The organism is Psychrobacter sp. HII-4 (assembly GCF_904846595.1).
GTDB lineage: Bacteria > Pseudomonadota > Gammaproteobacteria > Pseudomonadales > Moraxellaceae > Psychrobacter > Psychrobacter celer.
The window spans coordinates 24,907-38,692 of sequence record NZ_CAJHBJ010000007.1; the positions used below are offsets into that span (position 1 = coordinate 24,907).

Sequence of the window (13,786 nt, forward strand, 5' to 3'; positions counted from 1 at the left end):
CCATCGGTAAATATAGATAATTTAATATATAGTCAGTTCAAAACAAAACTGTCATAAGTTCCAAAGCGCTACTGGGATGAATTTTATGCAGCATCACCATAATTTTTGTTACCAGCCCCATGCGACAGCGAAATATCAGCGTGCTACAATATTCAGTCTATAGTTGAGCCTCTTTACAGTTGAGCTACTTTACAATAGGCACTACACCGACAAAGGCTGTGCAAACTACCTATCTGTAGCACCCGCCTATATAGTAATTGCCCGTTTTATTTAGGATTGACTATATACCGACATCATGCCCTGATGACGATAAAAACGTTATATAATTAACATCAGCTACCCCAACCACCCTTCACTATAAAAAGGATCCCTCATGAGCGAGTTGCAACTGTCTGAACGCGTCAATAGCATCAAACCATCACCGACTCTAGCGATTACCAATAAAGCCAAAGAGCTAAAAGCGGCTGGTAAAGACATCATCGGCCTAGGTGCTGGCGAACCTGACTTTGATACACCAGAGCACATCAAAAAGGCAGCCATTGATGCAATCAATAACGGTTTTACCAAGTACACCGCTGTCGATGGTACACCAGAGCTCAAAAAAGCCATCATCGACAAGTTCAAACGTGATAACGACATCAGTTATGAGCCAAATGAGATCCTAGTATCGGTCGGTGGTAAGCAGTCTTTCTTTAACCTTGCCCAAGCCTTTATCAATCCAGACGACGAAGTCATCATCCCAGCGCCTTACTGGGTCAGCTATCCTGATATGGTCATCATCGCAGGCGGTAAGCCGGTCATCGTAGAATGCCCTGCTGAGCAAGATTTCAAGATCACCGCCGAGCAATTAGAAGCCGCCATCACAGACAAAACCAAACTGCTGGTGCTAAACAGCCCATCGAACCCAACAGGTATGATCTATACGTTGGATGAGCTAAAAGCCATTGCGGAAGTATTGAAAAAACACCCGCACGTCTATGTGGCCTCAGATGATATGTATGAGCACATTCGCTGGACGGGAGATAAGTTCTACAATATCTTAAACGCCGCACCTGAGCTAAAAGAGCGCGCCATCATCCTAAACGGTGTATCAAAAGCCTACGCCATGACAGGCTGGCGCATCGGCTACGCTGGTGGCCCTGCCAAACTCATCGGCGCGATGAAAAAAGTACAGTCGCAGTCGACCTCTTGCCCAACCTCTATCAGCCAAGTGGCTGCCGAAGCCGCCATCAGTGGTGACCAAAGCGTACTGGCACCGATGGTAGAAGCCTTTGAGAAGCGTTGTGATTTGGTCGTTGATGGTCTAAATGCGATTAAGGGTATTACTTGCCTGCGCCCTGACGGTGCATTTTACGTCTATCCTCAAATCAAGCCATTAATCAAAGCTGCTGGCCTGTCTTCATGTACAGAGTTTTCAGAATGGCTACTGGATAAAGTTGGCGTAGCGGTCGTCCCTGGTGATGCCTTTGGTCTTGGCGGCTATATGCGCATCTCTTACGCCACTGACGAAGCGACGCTAAAAGATGCGCTATCACGTATCGAAAAAGCCGTGGCTGACTTGGACGTTGCTGAATAAGCAACTCACTAAGCAAAAAGGCTTTTAAGCTAAATAGCTTGATTGTTAAAAATTATAAAAAAAAACGCCCCATATTTACTATGTGGGCGTTTTTTTATGACGGCTTTTGATAAAACAGCTCTCTTTTCTCATTGAAATGACAATCTTTGCAATTTATGCAAAAAAAGGCTTGACGTATTTTTTATCTTTGCTAGAATACGCCCCACTTAGCAAGAACTCGTTAGAGACTTTCTAAGTCTTGCTGTCACGTATCATGTACGTACAGCCTATTCTCCAATAGCTCAGTTGGTAGAGCAACGGACTGTTAATCCGTGTGTCCCTGGTTCGAGCCCAGGTTGGAGAGCCACATTTTAGTTGTAAAAATTTGAATTATTTTTAATTCAATTATGGCATTTGCCAAAACCCTCATCACTTTGATGAGGGTTTTTTTATGGTCGTCTGTTTTTTATGCAGTTTGCCTTCGTCAGCAGTTTGGTTTCTTTTAGCTCGGCGCTTGTAGCATGGAATTTAAGGAGTGTAACGCCTCGGTGGTATGGCGGCTAAGATCAGCAAACAAATACCAGATGGCAGACAAAGAAAAGCCCCGAACCTAGGGCGATTGGTTCAGGGCTTACGGCGCTTCATGTTGTTATTATTATTTCTTCCATGTCGACTTATCCTAAGTCATAAACAGTCATCTATAAGACAGCGGGCTGACCTGTGCTTTTATCGATACTGCCTCAACACTGCATCCTTGCCTCTCCTTGTGTTGATGGTTGTATTGTAGGGCAATCACTTTGATGCGCCTAGAGGCTAAAGACCTTATTTTGCGTAAGCATATGCTTACATTTGTACACCCGCTTACTGCCCCACTCGCCTTGTTTGGCGGCTCGTGAATTATCTAGAACCAATCTACCCTATTCTATCCCAATAACTGCTGCTTCTTAGCATGCTCTTTAGAGACTTTTTTACCTTCTTCTTTACCCTCTTCTATTTTGTTATCTGTCTCTTTGATATCGTCTGCTTCAGCCGTTGGGGCGTTTTTTTGTTGTTGCTCGGCTTCCTCTGGCTCATACTGTAGCGTCGTCATGACTGGAAAGTGATCAGAGCCTATAGACGGCAAACGCTGAATATCAACGACTGTGAAGCAAGCACTATGAAAAATATGATCAAGCGCCCAACGCAAAAATGGATAATTGACATGAAAAGTATTGATAAAATGGCGGCCGATACGCGGGTCCAGCAAGCCTGAGATGCGCTGAAAGCGGCGCGTCGTCTTCGACCAGGCCACGTCATTAAGATCGCCTGCCAGTATGGCGGTTTGATCGTGCTCTTTGATGTGTTTGCCGACCATTAGCAACTCGGCATCGCGAGTGGTCGATTTGTCGGCCTCAGTAGGACTGGGCGGCATGGGGTGTAGGCAGTATAGCCAAATCACTTGACCATTTTGCAGGCGCAGCTGTGAGTGAATCGACGGTATGTCATCTATCATCAAATACTTGACCTCAGGGTCGATCAGTTCAAGTTTCGAGTACAGGTGCATGCCATATAAATTGTCTAATGGCACCTTGACGGTATAAGGATAGTCTGGCTCAATCTGCTCCAGTGCTTTTTCCCACTTTTTATCACTCTCTAAGGTGATTAAAATATCGGGCTGCTTTTGCTTGACCAGATCGACCAGCTTTTGGGTATGATCATTGGGCGTTAGGACATTTGACACCATGAGCTTTAGTTGATGCGCTTGCCCTGCAGGTTTGGGTTTTGCTTGTTGTACTTCTTTTTTCCATAGTTTGGTATAGGGCAACACCATTCTTAGCTGAAACGCCAATGTGAGGCTCAAAACCACAAACAACAACCACTGCCCTAGTTGCCAGTCTGGCCAAAACATCAACATACCAACCCAAGCGATTACCCCCAGCACCATGATCTGAATACGAGGAAACTCGACACCGCGCACCCACCAATTATCTAGCGGCAGCCAGCCCCAAATCGTCACAAACGCGACGAGCCCTGCTAGCCACTGGACAGAATAATATAGTAGTGAAAGATCCATAGTATGTATTAACCGTTGGTTGAAATTCTGGTTTGTCGCTGCATAAGATATGTTGTGTGTTCAGGCATCTTTAGGCGTACGGCTCACGATACTGATGCTAGCGCTTACTTTAGCACTTCAATCCAGTGACGCCTACTGCTACAGTCGAATTATATGACAACAACTATAAAACATTACAATGTCAAGTATCTGGCAGTGTGGTTTTGGTGATTCGTTGACAAGCTTTTGTTGATAAGGCTTTTGTACCATAAAACCGCAATGACCAGCATCTGCATACTAATAACATCACGTTATAGTAAACATAGCAAATAGTGTATAAAAAACCGCTAAAAATCGCCAAAACGCCTTGCTTTTTGGGAGCATTCACGGCATTGTTATTGGTTGGCGATGCAACAAATAACTGTAAATAGGATTAAATTTCATGAGTAATTTAACAGTAGGCTTGGTGGGCTGGCGCGGTATGGTTGGCTCAGTGTTAATACAGCGCATGCAGCAAGAAAAAGACTTTGATGGTATTACGCCCGTGTTTTTTTCGACCAGTAACGCAGGTGGCGATGCGCCAAGCTTCGATGGCGTACAGACCAGCCAATTAAAGGACGCTCATGATATCGATGCACTCGCAGCTTGTGATGTGATTATTACCTGTCAGGGCGGCGACTACACTTCAAAGGTGCATCAGCCCCTACGCGATAGCGGCTGGAATGGCTACTGGATCGATGCGGCCAGCACCTTGCGTATGGCAGATGACAGCATCATTATCCTTGATCCAGTCAATCGCAATGTCATCGATAGCGCGCTCGCCAGTGGCAAAAAAGACTTTATCGGTGGCAACTGTACGGTATCTTTGATGCTGATGGCAATCGGTGAACTGTTTAATAAAGGCTGGGTAGAATGGGTCAGCGCCATGACTTATCAGGCGGCGAGTGGCTCTGGCGCAAACAACATGCGCGAGCTCATCGAAGGCATGGGCGTACTACGTGATGCGGTCAAAGACGAGCTGGCTGATCCTGCAAGTGCTATCTTGGATATCGACAAAAAAATCGCGCAGACCCAGCGCGCAGATGACTTCCCTAAGCAGTATTTTGGTGTACCGCTCGCAGGCAGCTTGATCCCTTATATCGATGCGCAATTAGAAAACAAGCAATCGCGCGAAGAATGGAAAGGCGGCGTCGAAACCAACAAAATCCTTGGCAACTCAGCAGCCAACACCATCCCTATCGATGGTATGTGTGTGCGTATCGGTGCCATGCGCTGCCACGCTCAAGGCCTGACCATCAAGCTCAAAAAAGACATCCCGCTAGAGGAAATCGAAGCGGCGCTAAAAAACAGCGGTAATGAGTGGTTGGACTTGGTCGAAGACGACAAAGAAGCCACGATGAACCGCTTAACACCTGTTGCCGTAACAGGTACCTTGACTGTGGCGCTAGGACGCCTGCGTAAGCTAAACATGGGGCCTGAATATCTCGGTGCATTTACTGTGGGTGATCAGCTACTGTGGGGTGCAGCCGAACCCTTACGCCGTATGCTAAACATCATCCGCGAGCAAAACGCCTAATTTTACAACTCAACTATGAAGTCCAAAAAAGACAGCAGATGGCTGTCTTTTTTTATGGCGATTTTAGGTTCACTCTTCATAACGCGCTATGAGCCGTACATAATCGCGCATAATATAAATAGCAGAAAAATTGAGACTGGCATCCCTGTCCCAATAAACCCTTAACAATGCTATAATTAGCGCCATTTCCATAGCTTACATAGCGGTTATCATATGCAATTTGTCTTACACAAAACGGCCAGCGGCGAGACGCGTGCGCGCCGTGGCACTGTCCATCTCAATCATGGCGACGTACAAACGCCTGCCTTTATGCCTGTCGGTACTTATGGTACGGTCAAAGGCATGCTGCCGCGTGATATCGAAGCCATTGGCGCTGATATCATCCTTGGTAATACGTTTCACTTATGGCTACGTCCTGGTACTGAGGTCATCGACAAGTTCGGCGGCCTACACAAGTTTATGCACTGGGATAAGCCTATCTTGACCGACTCAGGCGGCTTTCAGGTCTTTAGTCTCGGTGCAATGCGCAAAATCACCGAAGAAGGCGTCAATTTTAAGTCGCCCATCGACGGTGCCAAGGTGTTTTTGTCACCAGAAAAGTCGATGCAGATTCAGTACAGCTTAAACTCAGATATCGTCATGCAGTTTGATGAGTGTACCCCCTATCCTGCCACTCACGATGAGGCCAAAAAGTCTTTAGAGCTGTCACTACGTTGGGGCCAGCGCTGCGTCGATGAGCATAACAGACTAGGCAGCACCAATGCGCTGTTTGGTATTATTCAAGGCAGTATGTACCCAGATCTACGCCAGCAATCGCTCGAGGGCCTGCTTGAGATTGGTTTTGATGGTTATGCCATCGGCGGCCTATCGGTCGGCGAGCCAAAAGATGAGATGATGGATGTACTAGACTATATCCCAGATGCGATGCCAGCAGACAAGCCGCGCTATCTGATGGGCGTTGGCAAGCCTGAGGACATCGTTGAGGCGGTACGCCGCGGGGTCGATATGTTTGACTGTGTCATGCCCACTCGTAACGCCCGTAATGGCCATTACTTTGTCACAGGTGATACAGACAATGCAGGCGTGGTACGTATCCGCAATAGCCAGTATCGTAACGATGAAGGCCCACTAGACCCTGAGTGTGACTGCTATACTTGCCAGAACTTTAGCCGTGCCTATTTATACCATCTCAATAAATGTAAAGAGATGCTAGGCGCGCAGCTGGCTACCATTCATAACCTGCGTTATTATCAGCGCTTGATGCAAGGCATTAGAGACGCCATCGAGCAAGACACCTTTGATGCCTTTGTCAGTGAGTTTTATGCTAAGCGTGGTCAAACGGTGCCTGAGCTAAACCTACGCTAACTCTTTAAACGCCTATCTATCTCTCTGCATCCTTATCTCTCATTCAGACCAAAAAAGGGCTTAAGAAAATTCTTAAGCCCTTTTTGCTGCTTGACTGATGTATGCGCCATTCAAAAAGGCTAATGGCCAAACGTTTTAACCCATCAATGTGGTCACAAATACGATAACCACTGCGATTGGCGCTACAAACTTGGAGATAATCTGCCATAGCGTCCACGTACCATTAGACAGACCAAGCTCTTGCTGAACACTACGCTGATCCATCTGCCAGCCAAGGAAGATAATCGCCGCCAGACCCGTAAGTGGTAGGATAAACTTACTGGTGAGCTTATCTAAAGCATCAAAGACACCGTTGCCCATGATCGTAAAATCAGCCCATAGGTTAAACGACAACAAGGCTGCGATACCAAGTAGCCAAATCACAATACTCGCCACGATGGTCGATACTGTACGGCTCATCGAGGTACGCTCTTCTAAAAACTCCACCGTCGGCTCAAGTAGCGAAATCGATGAAGTGATAGCGGCAAAGGTAATCAATAAGAAAAACAAAGTACCGATGATCGTACCTGCGCCCATGCTACCAAAGGCAATGGGCAAGCTGACAAAGATAAGACCAGGGCCTGAGGCAGGATCTAAGCCATTGCTAAAGATAATCGGGAAGATCGCCAGACCAGCGGCCAAGGCAATCACGGTATCCAAGATAACCACTGTACGGGCGGTCTTGAGTAAGTTAACTTCACGGCCCAAATAAGAGCCATACGCAATCATAATGCCCATACCGATAGATAGAGTAAAGAACGCATGACCAAGCGCAGCAAGCATCACGTCTGCAGTCAGCTTGCTAAGGTCTGGAGCAAATAGGTAAGCAACCGCTTCACCAAATCCTCCATTCATGACGTTATAACCGACGATGACAAACAAGATAAGACCCAATAATGGCATTAACACCTTGGCGGTTTTTTCGATACCACTTGTCACCCCCATACCGACGATGATAGCTGTCAGCACCATAAACACAGTGTGCCAAATGGTCAATGTGCCGGCTGAGGCCAGCATAGCATCAAATGTCGCACCAACTGCGTCGCCATCTTGGCCAACAAACTCACCTGAGGCGATTTTGGTGATATAGTTTAGCGCCCAGCCACCGATGACACTATAAAACGATAAAATTAAGAAACCGCCCAAAATACCTGACGCACCCACGATACCCCAGCTGCGTGACTTGCCTTGGCTGGCGGCCACATCAGCAAAGGTATTGACTGGGTTTTTTTGTCCGCGGCGACCGATCAACCACTCAGCGACTAGAATCGGAAAACCTACTAACGCGATACAGAATAAATAAGCGATAACAAAAGCGGAACCCCCACTTTCACCGACCATATATGGAAATTTCCATATATTTCCCAACCCAACTGCCGACCCTACCGCTGCTAGCACGAAGCCAAAGCTTGAGCTCCATTGTGCATGTTCTTGTTTATTCATAGCCATCTTTTCCGTCCTCTTGCTTCAATTAATACCACTGATAACCTTCCTTGATTATCATAATCCGCCCATCATAATGTTTAAACGAATTATTAAACGCCCCGATATGAAGCGTCCAGTAACATTAAGAAAAAATTGTTTACAATACCGTAAACGCTCAGTTTCTGCTAAGCAACCAAAAAAGTCAAGTGCCCATAAATATAAAAAGCCATAACAATTGGTTATGGCTTTTTATCATTTTACCTCTAACTAACAAGAGTTTGGACTATCAACAATCCTTTTTATCATAAATTGTGGCTAAGCCTAATCAATTGTCTACTAACCACTTAGCGCACGACACCGCGGCGGCTGTTTTGTAAGGAGTCAATAAGCAGCTGAATCTTTGGCTCTCTCGGTAGTAGCTCGGTATGCAGCACCTCAAGCGCTTGTACAGTAGTCAGACCCGATCTAAAAATCGTACGATACGCTTGACGCAAAACATCAATCGTCTCTTTTGACCAATTTTTGCGGCGCATACCTTCGACATTGAGACCATGGGTTTTGGCAGGATTGCCAGATACCATGGTAAAGGCGGCCACATCTTTTAAGATCAGACTTGCCCCACCGATCAGACTATAGTCATCTACCGTACAAAACTGATGAATACCAGAGTTGCCACCGATGATGGTATGGTTGCCGATAGTGACATGACCCGCTACCCCCACATTATTAGCCAACACATTGTGATCGCCTATCACGCAGTCGTGAGCCACGTGGGTGTTGACCATCAACAAATTATGACTACCAATCTTGGTCAACTCGCTGTCTTGAGCGGTGCCGCGGTGCAAGCTGCAAGCCTCACGAATGGTATTATAATCGCCAATCTCAAGCCAAGTGCGCTCGCCTGCATACTTCAAATCCTGCGGATCTTCACCAATACTGGCAAACTGATAGAATTGATTGTGCGCGCCGATACGAGTCAGCTTGGTCACGACCACATGACGATGCAACACCGTATGCGCGCCGATGCTGACCTCATCCCCGACGATACAGTACGGGCCAATGATGGCAGTCTCATCTATCTGAGCAGAGGGTGAGATGAGTGCTGTTGGATGGATCTGACTCATAATGTGGGCCTTTGTATCTTCTGGTGCGAATAAATGGTAAAACACTGACCGTCAGTCATAACTTATCAAACAAACCAAAGTCAGTCTTGCGACAAAATATCGATGCTCATTATAATTCTTCTTGCCTGTTTTGACATAACTCTTTAGATACCGATGAGCCTAAAAGTTATCAGCCAATTAATTTTATTGCTCTTGACGAGCAATCATCACCTGTGCGCTCGCCGCCAGCTCATCTTCGACATGGACGGTACAGTCAAACTTATAAATACCGCGCTTTTGCATCACAGTTTTTGCCCGAATAATCAGCTGATCACCAGGGATAACGCGGCGCTTAAAACGAACCTTATCCACCCCAGCAAACAAATACAGATAACCATCTTCGCCAGTCAATCCTGCGCTGATAAACCCAAGCACCCCTGACACTTGAGCCATACACTCGACCATCAGCACGCCTGGCATGATAGGCTCATTGGGGAAATGCCCATTAAAAAACTCTTCATTAATGGTGACGTTTTTGACCCCAGTGATGCATTCACCAGGGATACAGTCGATCACTTTATCGACCAGCATAAAAGGATAGCGATGCGGTAAGTAGTGCTTTAGCGTATGATAAGTCAGAGGCAAAGTCAGGCCTTGCTCAGCCAAGCTTTTCATGTCGGTATCATTTAAAACATCTATGTCGTTGCTGCTCATATGCCGCGTCCTTGCTCATTGCTAAGTATAAAAGGATTAAAAGGTTAAGGATTCAAGTATGGAATATTATATAGTTAACTACTAAGGGTTATGAAATAGAGTGATATCTTGTGGCCAGTCAAATCAGCGCTCATCGCGACCGAGCTGGCGAAACCTAACAGCAGCACGTCGCCAGTTGGCAGTTGGCATGGCCGCGGTACCTGAAGAGTAAGAGCCTGCTTGTTTGATGGACTTGGTCACCATCGTCATACCCGACAACGTAACATCATCAGCAATCTCGATGTGGCCAGTGATACCGACCGCGCCACCAATAATACAGCGTTTACCGATATGCGTACTCCCAGCGATACCGGTGTGTGCGGCGATGGCCGTCCCATCACCGATATGCACATTGTGCGCCACTTGCACCAGATTGTCGATAATCACATGATTGCCGATGACGGTATCATCGATAGCACCGCGGTCGATACAAGTCTGACTGCCAATACGGACATGATCACCGATGATGACTCGGCCTAACTGCGCAATACGCTCCCACCCGGTGGTGCTTGGGTCGTTGGTCGGGGCAAAGCCAAAACCTTCTGAGCCAATACTTGTACCAGCATGCACTCTGACATGATCGCCAATGGTACAATCATGACCAATGACCACTTGTGATTTGATGACACAATCGCTGCCGACCCTCGTACCTGCCTCAATCGTCACGTGGGCAGCCAGCGCTGTTCGCGCTCCCAGCTGCACCTGCTCGCCTATCACACAAAACGCCCCTATGCTCACCTGCTCGCCGATGATGGCACTATCGGCAATCACCGCACTCGGATGAATACGACTCGAAGCTGACTGATAAGCAAATAACTGACTGGCGCTGGCGTAAGCCAAGTATGGATTTGCGACCACCAATGCCAAGGTTGATGCGGGTACTTGCTGGCGATGGTTTGCTGTGACTAACACAGTTCCTGCTTGACTGTCTGCCAAACTAGAGAGGTAACGAGGATCGGCCAAAAAACTCAGCTGCGTGTCATTGGCTGTCGTCAGACTACCGATACCGCCAAGCTGTTGGCATAACTGCTCAGCGCTCAGCTCTGCTTTATTTATAACAGGCTGGCGCTGCTCAATTTGGGTGATAAGTTGCTCAATCGCTATCATAGTTATTATTAGTATGAAGTAAGAATAAAAGTCGTATTATAAATAAGACAGTCATCAAGCTGCTATATCAGCTTGATGACCAATTTATCTAGTACCATCTATTTATACCACACAAGTTATTGTGCCGTACAAATAAGATCAAAGCCAAAGCGCTTCAGATGGCCGCTACGTTAGAACGTATTACCAATCTGGAACTGTACTTTTTCGGTCTCATCACCTTCTTTATCACCGATAGGCATCGCATAACTCAAGGAGATAGGGCCAATTGGCGTATACCAAGTGATACCAGCACCCGCACTAAAGCGCAAGTCATTGTCTTGTGTTAGCAATGGAATGTCGATAGGATTATTTTCCTCATCCACAGGACGTTTGCCCGTAGCAGGGTCGATAAACATACGATCTTCTTTATCGGTGGTATCAAATACTTGCCCACCCTCTGCAAATAGCACAGGACGTACTTGGTCAGCCCAGTCACCTTTAAATGGCATGGGCAATACCAGCTCAGCCCCAAAGCTGGCCAGCGCGTTACCACCGATTTCTTCGTCTTTATAACGCACATCATCATTGATGGCATCATAATACGTCTGTGACTTTGGTCCAAGTGTTGAGGCTTCATAACCACGAACAGAGCCATAACCACCAGCGTAGAAGTTTTCATAAAACGGTAAATCATTACCATAGCCAAGCTTGGTATAACCACGTGCTATCCAATCCTTATAAATCGGATAATAAATATTGCCGCGGTACACAAGTTTTTGATAGCTGGCATCACCAAGGCCGATGGTCGCATCAACGGTATGGCTCATACCTTTGGTTGGGAATACAGGACGATCTAGGGTGCTATAGTCCCAGCCGAATAGTAGATTATAGGTCTGATAGTCGTTTTTAAAACCAGTACGGCCTGAAAGCTGCTCTTTACCCTCTTCATCAATAAAGGTGAACTGCTCAAAAGATCCACCATCATCGATTAACTGCTGGACGTTTGAAACCCCTAAGAAACGACCACCCCGTACTGAGGTATTATCCACGTTGAGACCGGCGCTGACGCGTTTGGTCTCATCCACAGGATAGCTGTAGTTGAGCGTGGCACCATAGGAGTCGGTCACATAGTTACTGACGTTTCTGTCATCATACTTGGTCTCACGATAATACGCGCTCAAACCTTGAGAGACACCGTTTTCGGTAAAGTACGGATCGGTATAGCCCAAACTATATGAGTCGCGGGTCTCTGAGCGAGACAGCGCAGCTTTGACTCGGTTACCTGTACCCATAAAGTTGTTTTGGGTCAAATCCAACTGAAAGGTCACACCACCACTTTGTGAGTAACCAGCGGCAATGGTCGAGCTACCTGAAGGCTGCTCTTCTACCGTGTAATGTACGTCTACTTGGTCTGGCTGGTTGGGCACTGGTTTTACATCGACATTAACCGTTTTAAAGAAACCGGTGCGCATCAGACGCGTGCGTGACAATTGGATTTTTTCGCTAGAGGCAAGCGCGCCTTCTAGTTGGCGCATCTCACGGCGCAGTACTTCGTCTTGGGTTTTGATATTGCCCGTAAAGTTGATACGGCGCACGTAGATAGGACGGGCAGGATCGATAAAGTAATCCACATCGACCATTTTGGTATCGTCATTGATACGTGGTACTGGTCTGACTTGGGCCAGATAATAGCCTTCGTTGCCATAACGGCGCTTGAGCTCGGCGGTGGTTTCATCAAGTTTGGCTTGCGAGTATTTTTCGTTTGGGGCAAAGGTGACCAGCTCTTGTAGCTCAGTCGTCTCAAACGTCGGCTTACCTAAAAAATTGACCTCACCAAACTGGTACTGCTCGCCTTCGCTTAGGCTGACTTCGATAAACACACTGCGCTTATCTTCGCTGATATTAAGTACCGCATTGTCAACGGCAAAACGCACGTAGCCGTCATTTTGGTACAAGGCTTTTAAGTTTTCCAAACTGGCCGCCAGCTTTTCTTTGGCATAGCGATCAGATTTAGATAACAGGCGTGTCCAAGAAGATTCTTTTACGGCAAAGACATCTTTGATCTCATCATCGCTGAAGTGCTTGTTACCGATGATATTGATATCGACGACTTTGGCAGGCTTGCCTTCGATAAAGCGTACATCGAGCTTGACACGATTGCCATCGAGTAGCGTTTGGTCGACTTCGATATTACTGTTGTAGTAGCCTTGGCTGATATACTGCTGCTGCAGCTCGTTGGCGACGCCTTGTAAGGTCGCTTGCTTGAGCACATCACCGACAGACAAACCTGCGTTGCTCAGTCCTTGCTCTAGTCCTTCTTTTGGGATGAGCTTATTGCCCTCAAAGTTGACTTCGGCGATGGTAGGACGCTCAACAACATCAAAGCGTAATTGACCGCCTTCGACACGGCTTTGAATGTCCGCGAAGTTTTCGGTCGCATATAGCGCCTTAATACTGGCCGCCAAGCTGCTGTCATTTACCGTATCTCCTACCGTGATAGGTAGAACCGGATAGAGGCTATCGGGGGTTAGACGTTGTAAGCCATTAAAACCGATGTCAGTCACTACAAATTCTGCAGCCTGTACCGGCATACTCATCATCGCTACCACTAACGGCAACCCTGCCGCGCTCATAAATAAAGGCGTACGCATAAACACTATCCGTCAATAAAAAAAATTACTTAAGTTAAGTTAAAAAGCACATGTTGTCTTGTCCATTTACCATAAAGTCGCACACTTCGGCGGACAAGACTCAGAACACTTTATATAAAACGCATCATAAAATAAACTAAAAATTACGATTAGTACAGAGACGGCGGCACAAAGCTGCTCTGCCTTCACACCCGCAATCGC

9 protein-coding genes and 1 tRNA gene are annotated in these 13,786 nt (G+C 46.8%); 4 read left to right on the plus strand and 6 right to left on the minus strand.

Annotation, left to right across the window (positions count from 1 at the left end; translation table 11 throughout):
* Positions 1–373 precede the first annotated feature (373 nt).
* Both JMX98_RS05510 and JMX98_RS05515 read left to right on the plus strand, forming a co-directional pair.
* Positions 374–1,576 (plus strand): pyridoxal phosphate-dependent aminotransferase, encoded by a 1,203-nt coding sequence (locus JMX98_RS05510; RefSeq protein ID WP_201585188.1) that lies wholly within the window; start codon positions 374–376, stop codon positions 1,574–1,576.
* A gap of 270 nt (positions 1,577–1,846) precedes the next feature.
* A tRNA-Asn gene (locus tag JMX98_RS05515) sits at positions 1,847–1,922 on the plus strand.
* Positions 1,923–2,477: 555 nt separating this feature from the next.
* Here the strand turns inward: JMX98_RS05515 and JMX98_RS05520 are convergent.
* Positions 2,478–3,608 carry an endonuclease/exonuclease/phosphatase family protein gene (locus JMX98_RS05520; RefSeq protein ID WP_201585190.1) on the minus strand — a complete coding sequence of 377 codons (1,131 nt, stop codon included), beginning with the start codon at positions 3,606–3,608 and terminating at the stop codon, positions 2,478–2,480.
* A gap of 421 nt (positions 3,609–4,029) precedes the next feature.
* Here JMX98_RS05520 and asd point away from each other — a divergent pair, with 421 nt between their 5' ends.
* Together asd and tgt are read left to right on the plus strand one after the other, a co-directional pair.
* Positions 4,030–5,163: an aspartate-semialdehyde dehydrogenase gene (asd, locus tag JMX98_RS05525; RefSeq protein WP_198337062.1), complete on the plus strand. Its 1,134-nt coding sequence runs from the start codon at positions 4,030–4,032 to the stop codon at positions 5,161–5,163.
* Positions 5,164–5,376: 213 nt separating this feature from the next.
* Positions 5,377–6,528, plus strand: coding sequence for a tRNA guanosine(34) transglycosylase Tgt (gene tgt / locus JMX98_RS05530; RefSeq protein ID WP_075101550.1), 1,152 nt, complete (start codon positions 5,377–5,379; stop codon positions 6,526–6,528).
* A 135-nt stretch (positions 6,529–6,663) separates the two neighbouring features.
* Here the strand turns inward: tgt and JMX98_RS05535 are convergent, their stop codons facing one another.
* From JMX98_RS05535 to bamA, 5 genes are all read right to left on the minus strand, one after another.
* Positions 6,664–8,016 (minus strand): sodium-dependent transporter, encoded by a 1,353-nt coding sequence (locus JMX98_RS05535; RefSeq protein WP_201585192.1) that lies wholly within the window; start codon positions 8,014–8,016, stop codon positions 6,664–6,666.
* A gap of 320 nt (positions 8,017–8,336) precedes the next feature.
* Entirely contained in the window at positions 8,337–9,116 is a 780-nt protein-coding gene (lpxA, locus tag JMX98_RS05540) for an acyl-ACP--UDP-N-acetylglucosamine O-acyltransferase (RefSeq protein WP_105245063.1), read from the minus strand.
* Between the two features lie 183 nt (positions 9,117–9,299).
* Positions 9,300–9,809, minus strand: a complete 510-nt coding sequence (fabZ, locus tag JMX98_RS05545; RefSeq protein WP_227680045.1) for a 3-hydroxyacyl-ACP dehydratase FabZ — start codon at positions 9,807–9,809, stop codon at positions 9,300–9,302.
* Between the two features lie 123 nt (positions 9,810–9,932).
* Complete coding sequence (gene lpxD / locus JMX98_RS05550) at positions 9,933–10,955, minus strand: UDP-3-O-(3-hydroxymyristoyl)glucosamine N-acyltransferase (RefSeq protein WP_201585193.1); 1,023 nt, start codon at positions 10,953–10,955, stop codon at positions 9,933–9,935.
* A gap of 170 nt (positions 10,956–11,125) precedes the next feature.
* The gene (gene bamA / locus JMX98_RS05555) at positions 11,126–13,585 is read right to left on the minus strand and encodes an outer membrane protein assembly factor BamA (protein WP_201585194.1); all 2,460 of its coding nucleotides are present in this window, start codon (positions 13,583–13,585) and stop codon (positions 11,126–11,128) included.
* Positions 13,586–13,786: the final 201 nt, after the last annotated feature.